Raw genomic sequence first — 20,467 nt, 5'->3', positions numbered from 1 at the left:
CGCCGAACACGAGGCCCTACACGCGATGACCCACCCGGTCACCGCACCCCTGAAAACCAGCTAACCAACTCTCCACCAAACCCGGGGCTTGACAGGTGGCGTCGTGAAGCGCCTGTGCCATGGCGAGGCCGAGCAGCAGGTCGCCGAGTCCGCTAGAGCGGAAGTCGACGCGCCACCCATTCTCACGAACCGCGGCGAGGAGTGCCCGCCGGGGCGGGGTCTCTCCGTTGGCCCGGCGATACGGCAGGAGCCGGCCGAGCGGCGCCTGTTCACGTCGGACGACGTACCGTCCGCCGCGGTGGCACACCGGTTCCTCGACGAGTGTCACAGCGTTGTCAGTACGCACAGCGGGACCCCATTGCGCTCGAGTAGCTGTCGGCCCTCGCCAGCGGTGTCTTCGACGAGGCAGAGCGCGCCGGTAATGTCGGCGCCCGCCGCGCGAAGCGCCTCGACGAGATTGGCCAGAGTGAGTCCGGTGGTGATCTCGTCGTCCACGATGAGGACGCGCAGTCCTTCGAAGTCGCCGTAAGCGAAGACCTCAAGACGCCGGGCATGCGGCTCGTGGAACACGAGCTTCCCGGGTAGGTCGAGGTTGACTTTCCAGGCGAGCCGATACTGGCTACCACTGGCCCAGGCCACCGCGATCGTCGGCACGATGCCGCCGGCATCAAGGCCCAGGAGAAGATCGTGCGGCCGGTACGCCGGGTGCTCGCACCACCGCTTCCACAAGCTGCGTCCCGTCGCCAGTACCTGTTCCGCGCCCACGTCGGTGCGAATGCCATCAAGGCCATGGACGACGCGAATCGGACGAGCGGTGTCTCCCACCCCGAGCCGGGTCACCCGATCGGCGTGCAAAACCTCGTCAAAGGCGGTGGTCATCGAAGATCTGATCCTTCCGTCTGGAGCGTGTTGAACGCGACCGAGCAGCCGAGCACGTCGTGGTAGGCGAGGATCTTGGCGGCGGCCCCGCGGACCCGATGGGAGAGAATTTCGTCCTGTCGCCACCGGTCGCCACTGACCTCGGCCACCGCCGGGAGGTCGATGTCGGCGTCCGGATGGCTGGTGATGAAGGCGAGACGAACCTCCTCGCTGGCGTCGAGGTCCACCCCGTCGGCGCGCAGGATGATCTTCATGATCAGCACGACGTGCTTGTAGACAGCGCGGACATCGGGCTCAGGGTTCGCGGCGAGTCGCCGCAACACCATCGCCACGAGCGGCAGCTCGCTGCGTGAGGCGCGGTCGTCGGCTGGTGCGTCGAAGGCGTTGAGGACGAGGTCGCTTCGGCGGTAGAGCAGGCCGCAGCCATCGCGGGCTATCTGCCGCACCGCGTGCAGTACTCGGGGCGGCACCAACCCGGCGAGCATCTCCCGGGTGGTGAACGACGACAGTGCGATCTTCTCCCCCGCCGGTCCGCTCTGGGGTACACGCCTGGTCTGAAGCCAGCGCAGCGGCAGCGTGTCGCGTACGACAAGTAGGTCGATGTCACTCCATCCCGATTGCCAGCCCTGATGGGCGAGGCTCCCACTGGCGGCGACGAGCGCGGTCTCAGAATCGGTCAGCCTGGCGACGCAGTCCGCGAGTACCGCTTGCAGCGCCTCCGGGATGGCCGTGTCCGCACGCGGCGGAACCCTGGCCCCGGACCTGCGGTGAGCAACTTCTGTAACCGCCCTCTTCAGCGCGGCCAGGCTGCGGCCGTTGTCGATGACCGTGTCGGCGATTGACGCGATGCGGTCTCCGCCCCGGCTTCGCTTGATCGCGTCGCGGGCGGAGAGCGACTCCATGGCCTCGGTGGCGCGCTGCGCGCGAAGCCTGTCCGGAAGACGGAGGAAAACGACCTCGCAGCGCTTACCCCAGATCCTGCGAAGATGCGCAGTGGCGTCGAAGCGGTGCGCGCTCTCCAGGCTGATCCGGTGCGAGCCCGGGTTCAGCGCGGCGAATCGAAGGATTTCCTCCGTGAGCATCTGCGCCTGGGTCAGCTCGTCCCATTCGCGATACGGATCGGCCACCCCGAGCCGATCGGCGGCGAGCTGCATGAGGTAGCCGATCTTCAGCCGGGTGGCTGTGTGCTCCGTGCGGAGCAACTCGCCGACCGTGCTCTTGCCGCTCTCGGACATACCAGCGAGCACCCACAGGTGCTGGATCCGGTCCGGCGGCAGCGGAACGACGGGCACGTCGAGCTGCGTCAGGACCTGGCGGATTTCACGCTGCACATCAAGGAGTGGGCGGTCCCCGCGCACCACGATGGCCTCGTACTCGCCGCCATCAACTTGAAGATCGATCGCCTCGGCAAGTCGCCGCTGGTACTCGACGTAGCGTTCGGTGGTCGGCACAGGCTCACGTGCCACGGCGTGGTGCGCCTCGGCTACCGGCTGGTCGCTGTGGCGCAGCAGCAGGTGCAGCTCACGGCGCGGCGCGGGGGCGTAGCGACGTGCTTTGGTCTCGACTTGCGCGAGCGCCTCGGTGGTGGAGATGCCGTCCTTGACTGCCGCTGTCGCGGCGCAGGTCGCCACAAGCATCGGCCAACCTCGGTCCTCCAAAGCCAAGGGGCCGCCACCGGCGCACCGCGCGGCGTGGGACCTGAAGACGAGGTCGATGTGTTCGTCGGTGGTGCTGTCGACGAACCACCACTGACTGAAGTCTCGTCGCGACACCTCGGCCCATCGCCGGTCCCACCGATCGACTGTCCCGGTGAACTCGACATCCGGCATCGCCGACGCCAGCCAGCGGGCGTTCGTGGTCTTGCCGACGTTGTCGGCGCCGTTGAGGGTGACGGCGGTCCTCATCGCGGCTCCCGATAGCTCTTGAGCGTGCGCCAGTGAGGAATGCGGCGGCGACCTTCATGGATGTCGAGCACAAGGGTGTCGAAGGCTTCGGTGAGTTCGGTGAACTGCTGAAGCGCCAGCGAAGGATCGACGTCGCTCGGGTCCAGCTGGGCGGTCTCCGAGAATCGCCTCCACCGAATCCACGCGATGGCCAGGCGGTCGATCACGGAGCCGATCGTCTCGGTGTGCAACGGTGCCCCGCCCGCAGGCCGGATCACGTGCTCAACCCAAGAGTCGATCTCCCCGATGAGAGCGACGCGAGTGGCGTTGAGACGGTCGATCGATCTCTTGGCAGCAGCCACCACGTGGTCGTCAGCGGATGGGTCGCGGGAGATCGTCTCCGCCGCCCATTGTTCGCCGTGGTGCGAGGCGAGCCGGGACGCCGCATGGAGGGGCACAGCCCAGACCTCTGGCAGAACCCGCGGACGGCCGCCGAACGTACTGGTGATCAGGTCTGAGCTGGGCAGCGGTGGACAACGCTGCGGGTCGGGGGCGAGTGGTGAGTGACCGACGGAACGGAGGGGCATGGGTGAGCCTCCTTGGTCCTTGGTAGGGCGGCGGCCGGTGCTCGGCCTGTCAGGGCCGGAGGGTGGTGCCGGCGTCGGTGGTGTGGCCGCGTTCGAGGATGAGGACGGCGGAGAACAGGCATGGCCGGTGCCCGCTCAGCCGCTCGTGCGCGGCGAGGATCTCGCCACTGTGCGGATTGACCAGCAGCTGGGAGGTGGATCCGTCGGCGGTGATGGTGAAGGTCAGGCCGGTGCGGCCGACGATGTCGGCGCTCTGTCCGCGGTAGGTGATGCCGGGGATGGCCGCGAGAACGCGCAGGCTTGTGGCCCGTTGGGCTTGGTTGAGGTACTGGGTGGTCGCGAGTGCGACGACGCCGTTGGCGAGCAGCCGCGGATAGGCGGGCTCGTTGGACAGTTCCCGGGGGGCGAGCATGTTGGTGAGGATGTGCGCATCATCGGGCAGCGGCTCGGGCAGGTACGGATGCAGGCCGCCTGACAGGTGCTCGGTCGTTGCCTCAGGCGCCTGCGTGAACAGGGCCGGCTCGTGGCGCTCGGGTTGATGGTTCAGTCCCGGCAGGTCGGGGAGGCGTCGGATTGCCTCCTGGCCCGAGCCGTCGATGTCGCGGCGCCATTGGCGCAGGTCGGTGCGGGTGATGGCATTGGTGGCGCGGGTCCAAGACTGGGTGTGCAGGTAGGTGTAAGGCAGAGCGGCGGTGGTGTCGCCGGGCGTTCCGGTGACGGTGTTGGCGAGGGCGGTCAGCCGTTGTGACGGCGTGAGACCCGGCCCGGTAGCGGCCGGCTGCGTGGCGACAGTCCGGCTGTCGGTTACTGCGGGCGCCGTCGACGCGGGCTTCTGGTGGGCCGGGGTGGTGGTGTGGCAGCCGGTGAGGAGAATGCTGCCGAGCAGGCTGACGGCCAGGCGGCGGGTGGGTGCAGTCGGGGTGGCCATCACGGTGTCGGGGTTCCTTCCTGGCACTGAGCAGTCGGTGGCGACGGCAGTGCTGGCGTTGTGAAGGTGAGGGTGCTGACGAGTCCGGCGAATGCAGGGAAGGCGATGATCTGTCCGTTGCGGGTGGGCGGGCTGTTAGGCGCGCTGGTCTTGCCAGCGGTCACCGACCGGGCGCGCGGAATTGACCGGCATCGTTTTGCTGGCGTGGTGGGGGTTGCGGCGCATAGGTCGCAGGCTCGGCCCGTTCGGCACGGTGAGGGGCGGGCGGAGCATGTACCCATAGCGGGCGAGCAGGTGCTCCGGTTCTGCGGGAACGGCGGTCCAGGAGGGCAGGCCGATGCGGTCGAGGCGGGCGCGGTGATGGCTGAGTAGGGCGCTGCCGCAGCCGGCCTTCTGCCGCATTGGGGATACGGCGAGGAGCGCCAGGTAATAGTGCGGTTCGGTGGGCTGCTGCTGCGCGATCAGGCCCTCAAGGGCGGTGAAGCGCTCAGCGTGTGCTCCGGCGGCCTCCACGAGGCGAGTCGGGTAGTTGGCCGGTGGCGGGATCGGTCGGTAGCGGTGAAAGCCGACGATGGCGGCGGTGAGGTCGTCGGTGAGGTGCACGTCGCCGAAGAACATCGCGTGCTCCACCCACACCGCGACGACCTCGGTCATCACCTGGCGGCGCTGCGCCGCGTCCGGTACCAGCCAGGCACCGAGCGGGCTGGGGTGCAGGGCGTCGGCGATCAACGCGGCGACGGCCTGTCTGTCTGTCCAGCGGGCGGCGCGGATACGAACGCTTGAGTCCACGGCGTTGTCGTCCCTCTCGGCGGTCTATCGGTAGGTGGCGGTGGCGAGGTCACCGATCGCGGCGTCGACGGCGGTGGTGATCTCCCGGATGGGGCGGTGGTGTTGGGCGGCGATGGTCTTCAGGTGGGCGGTGAGGGTGGCGGCGTCGTCGTCGAGGTAGAGGTGGTCGGCGAGGCCGAGGAGTGCGAAGAGTCCGGCGAGCGCGGCGGTGTGGTTGTCCGGTTGTTCACGGCCGGCGGCGAGGTAGCGCAGCCGGGCGCGGGCGACGACGGCCCACTTGGTGTCGGTGGCGAGGTAGGCGTCGGCGCGGATCAGGCCGCCGAGGCGGCGGCGGGCGGTGTGGCGCAGGATGCCGGCGGCGACGAGTCCGGCGCGGGTGCGCTCGTACAGGTCGTCGGCGAAGCTACGCAGGAACGCCTTCACGGTCGGGGTGGTCCGGGAGTGGTGGATCGCGGCGAGGGCGGTGTCGGCGATCAGGTCACCGACTGCCTGGTCGGAGTTCAGGCGTAGCCACCGGTCCGTGGCCGGATGGTCGCCGTAGGAGTCGAGGGTGATCCGTCCGGCGAGGAACAAGTCGATCAGCACTCCGCCGGCCATGCCGAGGGCCAAGGCTTGGCGGTGCACGTGCGGCTGGCCGGTGTCGTCGTGGTGCCCGAGCAGGTACAGCTCGTCGCGCAGCGACAGCTGGGGTATCGACGCGGTCATCAGACGCCCCCTATTCCTGAACTGCGGCAATGTCCCGGAGCCGGGCGTGCGCGTCGCGGTAGGCAGCCTGCGGCTGCGGGAGCATGGCTTTGTCGATGGCCGCCAGGACGGTGTAGTTGGGGTCGCAGACGTTGCCGATGGGTGCTCGCCCGGCCTGCGAGATGAGCTGATAGGCGTCCAGGGTCTGCAGGCCGCACAAGTCGACGGTCCAGGCGGTGAGGTCCTGGTGGGCCATGCGGTAGGCGTCCTCCAGGGGGCGGGCGCAGCCAACCGACATGATGGTCGTGTCAGTTTCCAGGCGCGGCCAGGCGTTGGCGGCGCCCTTGACGACCTCGACGGCGAGGGTGGTGACGGTGGCGATCTCCACGCCGACGCCGCAGGCTTCGCCGTGTCCCTGGCGGGCGTGACCGTCGCCGAGGGCGAGCATCGCCCCGTGCACGTTCACCCCGAGATACAGCGTGGTCCCGGCGCGCAGTTCCGGGGTGTCGAGGTTCCCGCCGTAGTAGTCCGGAACGATCGTGGACCGGGACTCCATGCCACCTGGGGCGACGCCGATGGTGCCGATCATGGGATCCAGCGGCAGCTCGACGGTGTGCTCGCTGGCGGTGGCCCGGTAGCGGACGATGCCCGCGTGCCGGTCGATGTCGTACACCCACACCCGCTCCTCCAGCGGCGGCTGCAATGTGGCTGTGTGCGTGGTCGACGTGAGTGCCCCGAAGTACGGGAAGCTCGCCGACACTCCCCAGTCCCGGGCCGATTCGATCGACAAAAGGTGCACGGCGAGGGTGTCGCCGGGCTCAGCGTCCTCGACGAAGAACGGCCCCGACACCGGGTTCAGATACGGCATCTGGCACACCTGCGACGGCAGGTCCGCCGGTCCTCGTACGAGACCGCCGAAGCAGTCCTGCGTGTGCACCGTGAAGACGTCGCCGGAGCGGACGTTGGCCACCGGGAGACGGCCGCCGAAGGTGTAGGCCAACTCGTCACGGGCAGGCCGGTAGGTGAATTGACTCATCGAGGTCACACCCGCTCCATGTCACGCCGGGCGGCCTGGGTGGGGGCCAGGCCGGACAGCACCGGCCGGCGGCCGGTCAGGTACAGGCCGGCCAGAACCAGCACGCCGAGGCCCAGCCAGGCCAGGCCGAGGCGCTGGGCGGCGATGTCGGCGTTCACCACCACGTAGGCGAGGATCACGAACCCGATTCCGGGCATGAGCAGGTGCGCGAACCAGTTGCCGCTGCGACGGCGGATCAGGTGGTGCACGACCACGGAGACGTGCAGGACCAGGAACGCCACCATCGCCCCGAAGTTGATCAGCGACGACAACAGCGTGATGCCATCCGCCCGCGTCGCCATGTACAAGCCCAGGGCGAGGGACACGACACCGGTGAGCAGGGTCGCGTTGATCGGCACACTGCGGCGCACCGATACCTTGGCCAGGAACGCGGGGAGCTGCCGATCACGGGCCATCGCGTACAGCAGTCGGGACGTGGCGACCTGCGCGACCATCGAGTTCGGCAAACCCCACGCGATCGCGGTCGCCACCGCGCACACCGTCGCCAGCCAGCTCCCGCCGGCCACCGCGGCGGCGTCGTAGAAGGCGGTGCCGTTCGCGTCGCCGTCGGCCAGCAGCCCGCCGGGGTTGGGCACGAGCATCGCCGCCAGCCATGTCTGCGCGATGAACAGCACCCCTGCCAGGACGAGCACGGCCGCCATCGCCCGGCCGATCTGCCGGGCGCCGTCACGGGTCTCCTCCGCCAACATGGAGATGCCGTCGAAGCCCAGGAACGACAGCACCGCGATCGACACCGCCCCCGCCACGAGGGACCAGGTGAAGGTGTCGGCGTTGTAGAACGCGTCCCAGCTGAACCGGCCCCTACCCGTCGCGAGGGCCCAACCGGCGACGACCAGGAACAACGCCAGGACGATCAGCTCACCGACGAGCATCACCCGAGTGACCACCGCCGTCATGCGGATGCCGACCGAGTTGACGACCGTGTTGACCGCGACGAACCCGAGCAGCCACAGCCACACCGGCACCGCCGGCACCGTGGCGTGCATCGCCACCGACGCCACCAGGTACAGCAGGCCGGGAACGAGCACGTAGTCGAGGAGGATCACCCAGCCGGCGAGGAATCCGACCGGCGGGCTGATGCCCCGACCCGCGTAGTTGTAGACACTGCCTGACATCGGGAACGCCTTGACCATCTGCGCGTACGAGAACGCGGTGAACACCAGCGCCACCACACCAATGGCGTAAGCGAGGGCCACCATGCCGCCGGAGCCCGCGTAGACGCTGCCGAAGATCGCCATCGGCGCGATCGGGACCATGTACACCAAGCCGTACGCCAACAGGTCCCGAAACCGCAGCTGGCGGCTGAGTTCCTGCCGATAGCCGTAGCGGCCCAGGTCGTTCGAGGTTTTCATCGGTGATCCTCACGAGGATGAGAAGCGCGAGCAGGACGCGGAAAAGACACCTGTCGGGTGATCGTCGACGTTGCTATGGCAGCCACTTCATTCATCACTCGATGTGGCTACAAGCGGACCGACGGTGATCCGGCTCAGCAAGCTTGCCAAGCGCATCCACGTCAGTGGATCCCCGGTGGTGGTGAGATTTTTCCCCACCCGCGCACGCTCACGACCTGCAGATACTTTGATCAATTAGCGACGAGCTACCCGCCCCGGGGTCGCTGGCCTCGCCGCGCCCCGTACCGATTCCGACGAGAGGGGCGATACCGTGCGACAGGAAGCCGCACGTAGGAGGTGACCGCGATGGCGAGGACGACGGGCACCAAGGCGCAGCGTGATCGCGTACGCCAGACACTGGCCGGTTTCGGAGCGACACCCACAGCCATCGCCGCCGAGCTGCAGCGCCGCTTCGGGCTACGCCCCCGAGATGCCTTCCGCCAGGCCCATGGTTGGACCCAGGACGCGGTAGCCGAGAAATTAAACGCCAACGGAAACGGTTCGGCGACGTTCACCGGGGCGCGCATCAGCGACTACGAACGGTGGCCCTTCGGCGGTCGTCGGCCCACCTTGACCGCCTTGAACGCACTGGCACAGGTCTTCGGCACCGAACCGGGCAGTCTGGTCGACCTCGACGACCTGACCGCTATGCCGGAAGCAGACCGAGCGGCGCTGGGCGGCAGGAACGCCGCCCCGATGCCTGCACCACCGGTCGCATCCTTAGCACCGCCTGGCGCGATGACTGAGCCTCTGCGGTGGGACCTCGGCGCGCTGCAGGACGAGACGGAATTGGTGATAGCGGTGGCAGAACGCACGGCGAGCTTCGGCACATGGGCGCAAGCCTCCAACGTCGGGCCTCTCACCCTCGACGATGTCGCTGCCTCCACCCGCAGGATCGCCGTCGACTACCTGACCGAGCCGCCCGTCGTCGTCTACGGACGGGCCGGGCTCCTGGCCGACCGCGTATTCCGTCTTTTGCAGACCGGGCGGCAGAACCCTGATCAGTCTCGGGAGCTCTACACCTGGGCGGGCTACCTCTGCACGTTGCTTGCCTGGATGGCCGGCGATCTCGGACACCCGGCCGCAGCCGAGTCACAGGCACGTACCGCCTGGATGTGCGCCGAGACCGTCCGCGACAACACCCTCCGCGCCTGGGTCCTCTCCACGATCAGCAAGATTCACCTGTGGGAGCGGCGGTTCGAAGACGCCGCCGACGCCGCCGTGCGCGGCTACGGCCATGCCGCCGAGGGCAGCGCGGCGGTCATGCTGGCGTGCCAGGAAGCGGACGCGTGGGCGGAGATCGGTGCAGTCGAGCCGGCACGGGCAGCACTGCAACGGGCCGAAGAGGCCCGCCAACAGGCAAGCCGCGACCCGGTGGGTGGCCTCCTCGCCTGCGGCACGGTACGCCAACACAACTACGCTGGTTCAGTACTGCTCCGCATCGGCGAGGCCGCCAACGCCATTCAGCACGCCGAGCACGCCCTGACGGAAGCCGCTGCGGACCCCTCGGTCGCCTACGGCACGCTCGCCCAGATCCGCATCTGGGCCGCAGCTGCACATCTCAAATCCGGCAGCCTCGACGGCGCGGTCTCGGTCCTCTCACCGGTGCTCGCTCTGCCACCCGAACAGCGGCTCGACCCGCTGGTGCACCGCCTGCGCGGCGTCGGGCGCAACATCGCCGGCAACCCATCACTGCGCACGAGCATCGAGGCCCGCAACGTCCAAGCGGCCATCACCGATTTCTGCGCCACCGGCGCCGCCCGGCAACTTCCCTAAGACCTGGAGAACCCATGGCAGTCCCGCACGCCACCGACATCCGTAACCACTGGTACTGGCGACCGGGTTGGGGAATCGGCTCCCGCTTCTACACCTGGCACATCACCTTCGACGGGCAACCCGAAGTCGAGAAGCTAGCCGACCAGTACCGGTCCCTACTGTCCTCACAGCCCAGTCTCGATGTCATCCCGAACCGATGGCTCCACCTCACCATGCAGGGCATCGGCTTCGTCCAAGACGTCGCCACCGACAACGTCGACGCCATCGTGGCCGCCGCCACCGAACGCTGCTCGCGCCTGTCACCCTTCAAGCTCACCATCGGCACCCCCCACGTCGATCCCGAGTCCATCCAGATCGCCGTTGACCCGATCGAGCCCGTGCGGCAACTCCGCGCCGCCATCCGTGCCGCCATCGCCGACGTCTGGGGCCAGGACCGCGTACCCGAGGCCGCCGAGCCCTACAACCCTCACCTCAGCCTGGCCTACACCAACATCGACGGTCCTGCGGCGCCGCTCATCGAGGCACTCTCCGCCGTCCCGAAGATCAGCGCGGACGCTCTGATCACCTCGTGCCAGCTCATCGTCCTCAACCGGGACGAGGGCATGTACGTATGGGAGCCGTACGCCACGGTAGAACTCGGTTCCTGAACCCCCTGTTACGTCCGCCGCGTTACCCCGTGGGGGTGATCGTCAAGCCCACGCTTCCTCGCTCCGCACCCGTCGCGGGCAGCGGGTGGAGATCGCCGCCGCGATGGCTGCTCACTCGGCGGGCATTCGGGTGGAGGAGGCTGCGCCCGCCCCAGACGGGGCGGGCGCAGGTCAGGCGGCGCGTGGCGGTGCGGGTTGGTGTAGGCGAAGCAGGCGGGCGAGGGCGGCGGCCTGGTCGACGGTCGGGAGGCCGGCTTCGGCGGCTAAGGCTTGGATCTCGGTCTCGGTTGCGGGGTCGGTCAGGTAGCGGGCCATCAACAACGTCCCTGACAGGAGTGCAGCGTCCGCCTCGGGGTGTGCGGTCGGGGCCTCGCCGCCGGTTGTCCGCGTGGGCGGGGTCGGCGGCGACGGGTGCGGTGTATTCGCGCGTGATTGCTGGTCACGGCGTGCGGCCATGTCCCTCCCAGGACGGCTCGTGGCGTGGGGGTGAGGTGTAGGGCCATGGCATCTCCTCTCGGCAGGTAGGGATTTCTGAAGATCGATCGGCGGATACCGCCAGCCGGAGTCGGACGGCGGATCGACGCGGTCGCCGTTCGGGCGACTTCTGATGCGGCGAGCAGCGCGGTAAAGGGCGGCGGACGGTACCTCCGGCGGCCACGGAAGTGAAGGCGTCGCCACTCACAGCGACTCACAGCGGCGTGCCGTCGGTGTGAGTACTCGGGCGGACGCGGTCTGTCGCCGAACTGCGCTGCTGACAGACGACGGCTGCTCCCGCCTGACCGCGGGCGGTCCGCTCTCGTCGCCCTCGGTGCGTGTCCTCACGCGAAACAAATGGCTACCGCCCGGCGGGTTTGGCGGGGTGCGGGTAGTCCGGCGGTGTGCGGGGCGTTCAGGGCCTGCGTACGCGCTGCACGTCCCGTGCGACCGCATCAGGCGGTCCGCTCATCCCGGGCGGGCTGATCGTGGCTGGGATAATCCTCGTCGTGGTGGGTGTCGGTGTAGGGCAGGTCGATGAGGCGGTGACGGCCGGCACGGCCGGGTAGTTGCCAGATCTGGTGGGCGGGGCTGGCGGCGAGGGCGGTGCGTAGTTCAGCGGTGGTGGTGGCGATGACCGTCTTCCAGTTGGTGCCGGCGATCCGGTCGTGCAGGTTCGCCTCGCGTCGTGCGGAGGGGAGGTGGAACAGCACCGGCCACGCCCAGGTGCTCAGCATGTACAGGCGCTCGTATTTGATGACTTTGTCGATGAGGACCTGCAGGCTCTCACCGCTGGTGTCGTACTCGAGGAAGAACGGCACGGACCGTTCGTTCTCGATCCATATCCCGGCGCCGTCGGGGCGGGGGAGGCCGGTCGCTCCGGCGAGGATGAGGTGCGGGTTGGCGCCTTCGCGGTAGAGGGTGCCGGGTTCGTGGTAGGCCGATGCGGGTTGCCAGCGGACGAGGTCGCTGTCGGGGTGGGTGCGGGCGTGGGCGGCGAGGTCGATGAAGACCTGGTTGCCGCCGAGCAGGTGCGGCAGGTCCGGCCTGCGGGTGAGGGAGTGTTTGCGGCGGCGGGCTTGGTCTCGGCGGCCTCGTGGGAGTCCGCGTTGGGCGTGGACGTGGTCGTAGCCGAGTTGGTCCAGGACGTAGTGGTAGGGGTGGGAGCCGCCGTCGGCTTTGTTGGGTCGGAACCGGTCGACTGCCCGCAGGGCGGTGAGGCGGCGTAGCCGGCGTTGGGTGAAGTCCAGGGATGGGAACAGGGCGGCGGCGATCTGGTCGGTGGTGAGCACGCCGTGGTCGTAGAGCCAGCCCAGGAGCCGGTCGTCGCGGGCGGTGATGCTGGCCTGCAGACGCAGCAGCGGATCCGCGGCCGGTAGGTGTTTACCCATGGGCACCAGCTCCTGGGGGGAGACCCGAGACTGGAGGGTCTGTCTGGAGCGGTCTCTGACTGCTGACAGCGGGGTTGACCTGGGCTGTGAGCGGCCGTGGGGGGTCGGGTTGGGGGTCAGGATCAAGGCGGACGGTAGAACGGAGATCGGCACTGACCGCTGAAGTGCCGGGCACAGCGGGTTCGGCGTGACGGTGCGGTGAGGGTGGGTGTGAGTCGGGCCGGTGACGCTGGTGAGATTCGCGGTGCGGGGTGATCATCGATGTTGCTCCAAGATCAGAGGTGCGAGTGGGTGTGACGGTGGTGCGCCTGCCGCCGCAGCGAGTGAGACCGGGTGGGAAAGGTCCGGTCGACTCCTGTCAGCTCGCGGGCGTGCTGACAGGCGCGCACGCTGGTCTGACAGCGTCGGCTCGGCCTGACAGAAGCCGTAGGTTCGGGTCCTGTCACGCGGCCTCCCTCGCTGACGGATCCGGTGCCGACGAGGTGGTCTCGGCGCGCAGGACGCGCACGAGGGCTGAGGCGGTGGCGTTGGACAACTGGTGCCCGTCCGCGCGTAGCTGATGGGCGAGGGCCTTGCGGGACAGTGGTGTCCCCTCGACGGTGAGGGTGCGGACGGCGGTCCGGGCGGCCGGGAGCAGGGTGGTGACTTCCGGACCGCCCTCGTTGGGCGATGGCTGATGGTCCGGGCGGTCCGGGACCGCCGATGGTTGGTCCGCGACGGCGGGGACCCCTGTCGCGGGGCCCGGGACCGCGGCGGCGGTGACGCGGGCCGGCGGGCGGTTGTCCGAGACCGACGTGTCGACGGTCCGCGGCGGTTCGCGCTCCGTCGGCGCAGGTCGGCCGGTTGAGGTGGGGGTGGGGTCGGCGCGGCCGAGTGCGATCTTCACCATCGCCAGGAAACCCAGGGCGGGTAGGGCGGCGGCGATCCAGCCGATCACCGACGCCTCGGCCTCGACGACCTGCGCGGCCAGGGACAGCAGCACCGCTGCGGTCAGCATGGTGGCGGGGAAGGCGATGCTCTTGCCCAGTCGCCGGTTGCGGCGCAGCTCCAGACCGGCGGCGATCGAGGTCAACTCCAGGACGATCGCGTCGGCCCAGGCCAGCCAGCCCGGCTGGCCGTGCGCGGCGGCGACGTCATGCACGTGGGTGAACGACGCCGCGCCAGCCGCACCGCCGATCAGCAGCATGATCGCCACCTGGGCGCGGTCCTCCAGCCGCTGCCGCCCCGGCCCCGCCGCAGCGGGCGGGTCGCGGCGTCGCTGATCATGTGTCGCCAAGGGCCCACCACCTGTGGTCGGCTGGCCCGGATGACACCTGGTGAGGCGTCGTCGCCCAAACGTGGACGACCGGGAGGGCGGCCGTGTTGGCCGGGCCCGTAGAGACGATGTTGTCGAGTGAAGTCACGATCTTCTCCAAGATTGGATTGTGGGTTCCAGGTGCGCGGCACGAGGGCGGGATCGCCCACGGGTCGCGCCTGCCCGCCGGGTACGGGCAGGCGCGACCCTGTTGGGTGACGCCCGGCGGGGCGGACCCCTCACGTGGGCGCGGGGGACGGCAAAGTCACTATGGTCGAGTCAAGGAACACGCCAGACCCCACGCAGGGGCAGGCAGCGGGGCGAGCAGGCGTCGCCGCGGCCCGCACAGCAGGCTGCGGTCAACAGCGTGGACACAGGGTGGACGGCCAAGCCGAGCCACAGATGATCAGGACCCACCACTGACAGCGCGCGGGCGCTCAGGTGGTGCGGCGGCTCAACTCGCCGACAGACGATCCTTCATGGGGTCCTCCCATCACTCGACGTACCCGACAGGGTCGGCACCAGCAACGGCAGGCACCCCCGGCTGGGGGTGCCTGCCCGCTGCGTCTGTGGTCGACCGCGCCAGCCGGCGCTGCGGGAACGTCTCTCCATTACGCCCCGGAAACCCGATGGAGTCAACCACCGATTTCAACAGATCAGCCGCCAAGTCTTGCCGCCAGTCCAGCTGAGTGCTATAGAAGTCGCCCGCGTCCGTGACGGTCCCTGTCCGTCCACGCGATCGCGGTCGAAAAATCTTCCTGTAATGTCTCGCATGCTGGGATGTCGATCTATGTAGGCGGATGCTGGAACGCGAACCGGGTGGTCATTCTGGCCTCAGCCGCTGGTTCGCGGTCTCCTGTGTCCCATGGCTGTGGTGGTGCCACGGAGTGCGGGTGCCGTGGCGAAGATTGTCAGATGGCGATGGCAATCCATCCTTGCCAGCCGCTGTCAGGGGTAGGCGCTACACTTCCCCGGCCGTGGCAAGAGGTGAGTCGACATCAATGCGCCCGGGGCGGGGAACACCTCTACGTCCTGCAGCTCGGCAACGGGGTCATCAAGGTGGGCCGCACCGGCGACTTCCGCACGCGCCACGAGCGTCACGAGCGAGATTGCGGTCGCTACGGCAGCTGATCGCAGTCTGCGCCAAGATCGGCAGACGCACGCCGGCGTGCCGCGAGTACTTCCGCGACCTGCTTTCGGAGTACGAGTCCCAGTGCATAGCTGCGTACACCAGCCATGTACATAGCAGCCATCGGCGCCGGCATGTGCGTACTGGCGGTCGGCAGTGGAGGCGAGGCTCGCGCCTGAAGCTCACCGACTACGCAATGTGACGGTAGGGGTGACCCCGTCGGCTTCCGGATCTGCCGAGATGAGGGCGCCCCAAGGGGAGCGGGCTGCACATCGTCGCTATGGTCGGTGTCGTGGAGACACTGGGCCGACTTGCCGGAGTCACGGTCGACTGCCGGGATCCGCAGCGACTGGCTGATTTCTGGTCTGTGGTGCTTGGAGGACGCGTGACGGAGTCTCTTCCCGGCTGGCGGCGCGTCACCGTCGTCGGGGGCGGCCCGGTGCTGACATTCCAGCCGGTCCCGGAGCCCAAGGCCGGCAAGACGCGGCTACACCTCGACATCGCCGTTACCGACGTTGACGAAGCGGTCGATCGGATCGGGGTGTTGGGCGGGCGGTGGACAGGTGAACGGCATGACTACCAAGAGGGCGTAGTCCTCGTCATGACCGACCCGGAGGACAACGAGTTCTGCGTCGTGCAGTACTACCGGTCGTGATCTGGTTAGGCTTTCGACCGAGCATCCGAGACCTGCTGATGGCGTCGTACGCACCGTCGTCGTTGCACACACTGATCACAAGCGGCCGCGAGAACGTGGAGTCGTCGACACTCTTCTGCCGCTTAGCGCTCGTCACGCAAGGTAACCAGCTCACGGGTGCACGCATCCGGGCGTAGCCGATAGCGGATAGCCAGAAACGGTGGCACCCTCTCGGCCTACAGATGAGCGATCCATGGGTGGCCCGGGTGAGCGACACCCAACGCCGAGCGGAGCCACGCTCGAGGGGCCGATTCAAGGAGGGGCAGGCAGGCTTCGAAATCCGCCTGATCCTTCGGCCTGAGGCCCGGGGCCTTGTGAAGTAATTGAACCTCCGGCCGAAGGTAGGCGACGTCTTCTCGCGTCCAGAGGATCTCGTCGGCCGGGAGGCTAATTCGGGCATCGCGCTTGTACGTCCACCTCGTCAAGGTGACGTCCATGAGGATGACGTCGTACTCCCAAGGGTCCGCGCCGCTGTTCCGCAGCCATAGATTGCCGCACCTCGCAGGGAGCAGATCGTCCTGGCCGACGAGTGGGCGAAGGGCGCCAGCGTCTGCCGCCCACACGTCAAGCCGCCCGGACAGGTGCTGGCGCAACGCGGCTACGTCGGAACGCGGGATGCTAAGATCTAGGTCGGCGTGCTGACGCGGAGAGTTCGTGAACGCCTCGATGGCCCACCCGCCGGCGACCCACCAGCGGCCGCGGTAGCCCTTGAACAGCTCGGCAGCGTCCCTTGGGGTGCGGGCCTCCCACGGCCCGTACAGCCGAACGATCTCGTCGTGGTCGAACACTCGCTGCAGAGTAAACGAGGAAGGTGCTGCCGACGAGCGCACTCTCATGCCGCGATGCGAATCGCTACGCTACGTGATGGCTCAGCCCCGGCTGCTCGGCATGCGGACATGCCGAGAAGAGCGGTCATCGACTGGAAGTCCAGCGCATGCCCCGGATACCTAAATGCTGTAGCGGCCGCCGGTGCTGCCCCGGTGGATGTGAGGGCCCGGCGTGGCCAGCCGTCGGCCTGCGGACCGGAGCCCGCATGAGATCAACATTTGCGATAGGTACCTTGCTGTGCCAAGGTAGCAGCATGCAGTCCGATCCAAAGCTCGTTGCGTTGCGGCGCGGCCTGCTCGAACCACTCGTACTAGCTGCCGTCGAGTCCGAGCAGCGGTACGCGGCGGAGATCCTCGCCGCGCTACAGGAGGCAGGCTTCCCCGCCCAGGAGGGGACGCTGTATCCGCTGCTAAGCAAACTCCGGCGAGACGGGCTTGTGCACCACGAGTGGCGTGAGTCGCCGTCAGGGCCGCCCCGGAAGTACTTCTCCCTCACGGATACCGGCAGCGGCCAGCTCGCCGCGTTCCGCGAGTACTGGAACGAGCTGACCCGCATGATCAACACGATTGGACGATGACCCATGGACGAGCGGATATCCATCCGCCTCACCGGGCATGTCGCGGCCTTTCCAGCCACCCGCGAAGCACGCGACGCCCTGCGGCAGTACCTCGATGATGCGCGACGCGCGCTGCGATCCGACCCGGACGCTGACGAGATTGTCCGAGACCTCGAGTCCGCGATTGGCGACCGTTTGAGCACTCTCACGGGCTCGGGCGACGACTCGCTAACCGGTGCCCAGATGGCAGAGATCCTGGCTGAGCTCGGGCCGGTGAGCCCAGCACGCCCCTCGCCGCCTTCCGCCGAGGGGAGGCCGCGTGGCCGGTTCTGGTGCCGGATCAACGAGGGCAAATGGTTCGGCGGCGTCTGCCTCGGCATCGCGGCATACGGCGGGTTCCGCGTCGACTGGGTACGAACCGTCGTGCTGCTGCTGACCATGCTCACCGGTGGACTACTCGCCGTGGTGTACCTGGTCCTGCTGCTCGTGCTCCCCGTCGTCCCGACGGTCACCGACTATGAGCGCCAACGGGACGCACCGCGATAGACCTGAACCGAAGCGCATGGCGAAGCGGGACTCCAAGCTCCGCTGTTGTCGATCAGCAAGCCACCTTGCCACACCCCACCAGGCCTGCCAGCGGAGCTCACCACTACCGAACATGCACTCTTCTGCCGCGATCCGGGCGCCGACCGACTTCAGTGGTAACCCAGCGTGAGCAGCGGCTTTAAGGTCAATGGGTCGGCAGACGGCCGGACGGGGCCGAAGCGACAGACCTCCCGGGTGTGTGCGTCTGGCGTACCTGGCTCTGCACCGAAGCCCGTTCGCCGCTACGTGCCCTTCAGCATCGAATGCCAGCAGGCCCGGCAGGCGCACCTCACCACGTGCCCAGACTGCCGCCAAGGGGTGGTGGCCGCGCCGATTCGGATGGCTACGCGACGGCGCTCCTCACGGTTGGCCAGCGCGGGAGGGTTGCCGAAGGGCTGACGGGACGCGTCACCTCAAGTGGTGACCGCGTCGCGAACCAGCCGGCGAACCCGCGCTGGGAAGACCCGGTCACCGTCGCGCGCCCCCGGGCTGGTCGGGTACGAAAGGCGGTCGTTCGGGAAGACCGAGCGAGGACCATCGCGCGGCGAGCAGCGCGCGCGGCGGCGCACATGCCCCGCTGCCCGACACACTGCAGATTCCGACAGTTGCGACGCTCATTCGGTTGGTGTGCGGCGGCGACATCGAAGGCGAGCCGCCACATCAGCGGATCGATCACATCATCGGGCAGGGCAGCGAGAGCACTGAGTCGTTCGCGGGGCACGGCGAGAACCTTCCGTCGACGGGTCACGCCGCCCCGCCCGATCATGGCGGGACGACGGACACGATCGACGCTCACCTCTGCCTGAAGGTCAAGTCGTCAGGCTGCCCGCTGGTCCTGCGGGCCGAACTTCCACCGCCAATCGAGGCGGTGGCGGCCGAACGTACTGCGGTCGCCTTTGTATGCGGCGCGCAGGAGTTTGATGTCGGCGACGAGGCGGATGATCTCTCGTTTAACGGGAGTGTTGCCGTCGAGCTCCTGCCATGCCTGCACGGCGTGGTCGCCGATGCGGCCGCGGAGCACGGCGGGGATGCCGGCGTCGGCGGCACGTTGTTCGTGGTCGGCGATCTGGTTAAGAAGGCCCCTCTCGGCGCGGGCGTAGGCGATGGCGGTGACGTCGCCCTCCTCGGCGAGGCGGCGCCAGTCCTCGAGTTCTCCGCGTAGACGCTGGGCTTCGGCGCGGGCATGGGTAACGTCTTCGTCGCTACCACCGGCGGCGGAGAGGATGTTGTGAACGTCGGTGCGGGACAGCCACGCCACCACGACGCGCTGCACATACTCATCGAGGATCGGCGCCTTCACCCCGACGTGCCGGTTATGCAGGCAGGAGTACACCTGTCCGGTCCAGCCGTGGCGATTCTGCCGCTGCGATGAGAGGGGCCCATCGCACACGCCACACCGCACGATGTAGGACAGCAGGTGCACAGCTCGGCCCGGACGTGTCGTGGTGCGCGCTGGGTCGCCGAGCATGCGCACCACCGCCCAGTAGGTTTCCTCGCTGACCAGGGCGGGCCAGATCCCGTCGCCGACGATCTCCCCGCGCAGGATCCGCTTACCGATGTAAGCCGGGTTCATCACCTGCTTGCGCAGGATCCCCCGCCACCAGTTGCCACCTTGGGCTGCAGGGATCCCGAGGCGGTTCAACTCGGCCTCCCGCGCGGTCAACGGCATACCCTCGGCGATCTTGCGGAAGTTGTCGCGCACGACCTGCTCCCGCGAATACCGGGTCACCGTCCCGTCGGCCGCCACCGCGATGCGGATCTCGTCGTCTGGCTCCTGGCGCAGCAGGGCACGGGTGCGTTGGTCGTAGATCCGCCGGTACCCGTAGGTGATCTTCCCGTGTGGGCGACCAGCCTCGGCGGCGCCGACGATGCCGCGCAGCACGTTGTCGCGGATCGAGTCGGCCATCCACTCGGCCTGCACCGCCTGGAAGCCAAGCATCATCCGGTCGTTCTTGTCCCGCAGGTCATACAGCACGCCGCCGACCAGCCAGAAGTTGAGACCGATCTCGTAGCACATGTCGCGGATCTTCACGAAAACCGCGAGGTCGCGTTCCTTGCGGGAGATCTCCCAGACCACCAGCACGTCACCCTTGCCGGCGAGGATCTGCTCGATCAACAACTCGAACTGTTCCCGCTCCTTCGTCGCACGCCGGCTCGCCGAGCGGTGGTTGTCCGTGAACGACCCCGCGTCCGTCCAGGACCGCTTCGTGATCTCCGCCAGGTTGAGCACACCCTGGTCGTGGACACTCTTGCCCTGTTCCTTCTTGTCCTGACTTGCGCGCTGATACCGCAACGCCCGCACCTCTACGCCACCGGCCAGCAACGCGTCCTTGCTGTCGAACCGGCCCCGGTTCCCCGACCGGGCCTTCCGCCGTACCATCAGAACCGTCCCCCTAGATCGACGTTCGTGTCGGCAACATCGACCATAGCTTCTAACGATTCTTGACAGTGTCCACCGTGCAGTCGAGGACGCGGGCCGTGTCCTCCAGGCTCAGACCCGGGTAGTGCCGGAGCATCACCGCGGCCCGCTGCCCGGCCGGCACGGCGTCGAGCGCCGCCCGTAGGCGCATCCGCTCGTCGGCCGCGGCGGCGGAGTCCCGGAGCGCGACGTCGGGCATGGCGTGGCCGACCGACCGCTCACGCCGCCAGGGGCGACGGGTCTCGTCGACCGCGGCCCGGTAGACCATGGTCTTGGCGTAGACATCGGGTCGTTCCAGTTTTCGCCAGCGCGGATAGAGCTTGACCAGCGCCTTGGCCACGGCATCCTCCGCCGTGTGCCAGTCGCCGCAGGTCAGGTACGCCAGCTTCCGCAGCGACGCCATTGTGACGTCACGAACTCGCGGAATGCTTGCTCGT

At 68.3% G+C, this 20,467-nt stretch carries 18 protein-coding genes; 5 read left to right on the top strand and 13 right to left on the bottom strand.

What is annotated here, in order from left to right; translation table 11 throughout:
• Positions 1 to 324: 324 nt before the first annotated feature.
• From AB0H28_RS21295 to AB0H28_RS21260, 8 genes are all read right to left on the bottom strand, one after another.
• Positions 325 to 879, bottom strand: coding sequence for a phosphoribosyltransferase (locus AB0H28_RS21295; protein ID WP_358042700.1), 555 nt, complete (start codon positions 877 to 879; stop codon positions 325 to 327).
• The gene (locus tag AB0H28_RS21290) at positions 876 to 2,783 is read right to left on the bottom strand and encodes a hypothetical protein (RefSeq protein WP_358042697.1); all 1,908 of its coding nucleotides are present in this window, start codon (positions 2,781 to 2,783) and stop codon (positions 876 to 878) included. The genes AB0H28_RS21295 and AB0H28_RS21290 overlap by 4 nt, the downstream gene beginning before the upstream one ends.
• Entirely contained in the window at positions 2,780 to 3,349 is a 570-nt protein-coding gene (locus AB0H28_RS21285; RefSeq protein ID WP_358042694.1) for a DUF4254 domain-containing protein, read from the bottom strand. Before AB0H28_RS21285 ends, AB0H28_RS21290 begins: the two co-directional genes overlap by 4 nt.
• A gap of 49 nt (positions 3,350 to 3,398) precedes the next feature.
• Positions 3,399 to 4,280: a hypothetical protein gene (locus tag AB0H28_RS21280; RefSeq protein WP_358042691.1), complete on the bottom strand. Its 882-nt coding sequence runs from the start codon at positions 4,278 to 4,280 to the stop codon at positions 3,399 to 3,401.
• 132 nt (positions 4,281 to 4,412) lie between these two features.
• The gene (locus AB0H28_RS21275) at positions 4,413 to 5,006 is read right to left on the bottom strand and encodes an N-acetyltransferase (RefSeq protein ID WP_358042688.1); all 594 of its coding nucleotides are present in this window, start codon (positions 5,004 to 5,006) and stop codon (positions 4,413 to 4,415) included.
• 84 nt (positions 5,007 to 5,090) lie between these two features.
• Positions 5,091 to 5,771 carry a GPP34 family phosphoprotein gene (locus AB0H28_RS21270; protein ID WP_358042685.1) on the bottom strand — a complete coding sequence of 227 codons (681 nt, stop codon included), beginning with the start codon at positions 5,769 to 5,771 and terminating at the stop codon, positions 5,091 to 5,093.
• A gap of 10 nt (positions 5,772 to 5,781) precedes the next feature.
• Positions 5,782 to 6,795 (bottom strand): acetamidase/formamidase family protein, encoded by a 1,014-nt coding sequence (locus tag AB0H28_RS21265; protein ID WP_358042682.1) that lies wholly within the window; start codon positions 6,793 to 6,795, stop codon positions 5,782 to 5,784.
• On the bottom strand, positions 6,792 to 8,198 hold the full coding sequence (locus tag AB0H28_RS21260; protein WP_358042679.1) for an APC family permease: 1,407 nt from the start codon (positions 8,196 to 8,198) through the stop codon (positions 6,792 to 6,794). The genes AB0H28_RS21265 and AB0H28_RS21260 overlap by 4 nt, the downstream gene beginning before the upstream one ends.
• A gap of 345 nt (positions 8,199 to 8,543) precedes the next feature.
• On the opposite strand from AB0H28_RS21260, the gene AB0H28_RS21255 reads away from it, so the two are divergent.
• Both AB0H28_RS21255 and AB0H28_RS21250 read left to right on the top strand, forming a co-directional pair.
• Positions 8,544 to 10,013: a helix-turn-helix transcriptional regulator gene (locus tag AB0H28_RS21255; protein ID WP_358042676.1), complete on the top strand. Its 1,470-nt coding sequence runs from the start codon at positions 8,544 to 8,546 to the stop codon at positions 10,011 to 10,013.
• Between the two features lie 14 nt (positions 10,014 to 10,027).
• Positions 10,028 to 10,660, top strand: a complete 633-nt coding sequence (locus AB0H28_RS21250; RefSeq protein WP_358042673.1) for a 2'-5' RNA ligase family protein — start codon at positions 10,028 to 10,030, stop codon at positions 10,658 to 10,660.
• 929 nt (positions 10,661 to 11,589) lie between these two features.
• Here the strand turns inward: AB0H28_RS21250 and AB0H28_RS21245 are convergent.
• Both AB0H28_RS21245 and AB0H28_RS21240 read right to left on the bottom strand, forming a co-directional pair.
• Entirely contained in the window at positions 11,590 to 12,525 is a 936-nt protein-coding gene (locus tag AB0H28_RS21245) for a replication-relaxation family protein (protein WP_358042670.1), read from the bottom strand.
• 442 nt (positions 12,526 to 12,967) lie between these two features.
• On the bottom strand, positions 12,968 to 13,801 hold the full coding sequence (locus AB0H28_RS21240; RefSeq protein WP_358042667.1) for a DUF2637 domain-containing protein: 834 nt from the start codon (positions 13,799 to 13,801) through the stop codon (positions 12,968 to 12,970).
• Between the two features lie 1,439 nt (positions 13,802 to 15,240).
• Here AB0H28_RS21240 and AB0H28_RS21235 point away from each other — a divergent pair.
• Positions 15,241 to 15,603, top strand: a complete 363-nt coding sequence (locus tag AB0H28_RS21235; protein ID WP_358042664.1) for a VOC family protein — start codon at positions 15,241 to 15,243, stop codon at positions 15,601 to 15,603.
• 215 nt (positions 15,604 to 15,818) lie between these two features.
• Here the strand turns inward: AB0H28_RS21235 and AB0H28_RS21230 are convergent, their stop codons facing one another.
• On the bottom strand, positions 15,819 to 16,430 hold the full coding sequence (locus AB0H28_RS21230; protein WP_358042661.1) for a hypothetical protein: 612 nt from the start codon (positions 16,428 to 16,430) through the stop codon (positions 15,819 to 15,821).
• 293 nt (positions 16,431 to 16,723) lie between these two features.
• Here AB0H28_RS21230 and AB0H28_RS21225 point away from each other — a divergent pair, with 293 nt between their 5' ends.
• The gene (locus tag AB0H28_RS21225; protein ID WP_282260543.1) at positions 16,724 to 17,047 is read left to right on the top strand and encodes a PadR family transcriptional regulator; all 324 of its coding nucleotides are present in this window, start codon (positions 16,724 to 16,726) and stop codon (positions 17,045 to 17,047) included.
• Positions 17,048 to 17,050: 3 nt separating this feature from the next.
• On the top strand, positions 17,051 to 17,572 hold the full coding sequence (locus AB0H28_RS21220) for a PspC domain-containing protein (RefSeq protein WP_358042657.1): 522 nt from the start codon (positions 17,051 to 17,053) through the stop codon (positions 17,570 to 17,572).
• An 856-nt stretch (positions 17,573 to 18,428) separates the two neighbouring features.
• Here AB0H28_RS21220 and AB0H28_RS21215 read toward each other — a convergent pair.
• Positions 18,429 to 19,991 carry a recombinase family protein gene (locus tag AB0H28_RS21215; protein WP_358042654.1) on the bottom strand — a complete coding sequence of 521 codons (1,563 nt, stop codon included), beginning with the start codon at positions 19,989 to 19,991 and terminating at the stop codon, positions 18,429 to 18,431.
• A gap of 52 nt (positions 19,992 to 20,043) precedes the next feature.
• Positions 20,044 to 20,433 (bottom strand): sigma factor-like helix-turn-helix DNA-binding protein, encoded by a 390-nt coding sequence (locus AB0H28_RS21210; protein WP_358042651.1) that lies wholly within the window; start codon positions 20,431 to 20,433, stop codon positions 20,044 to 20,046.
• Between the last annotated feature and the right edge of the window lie 34 nt (positions 20,434 to 20,467).

It is taken from the genome of Micromonospora sp. NPDC050980, from assembly GCF_040653835.1.
Lineage (GTDB): Bacteria > Actinomycetota > Actinomycetes > Mycobacteriales > Micromonosporaceae > Micromonospora.
Note: the sequence above shows the minus strand (reverse complement) of the source record. Positions and strands in the feature narration are given on the sequence as shown.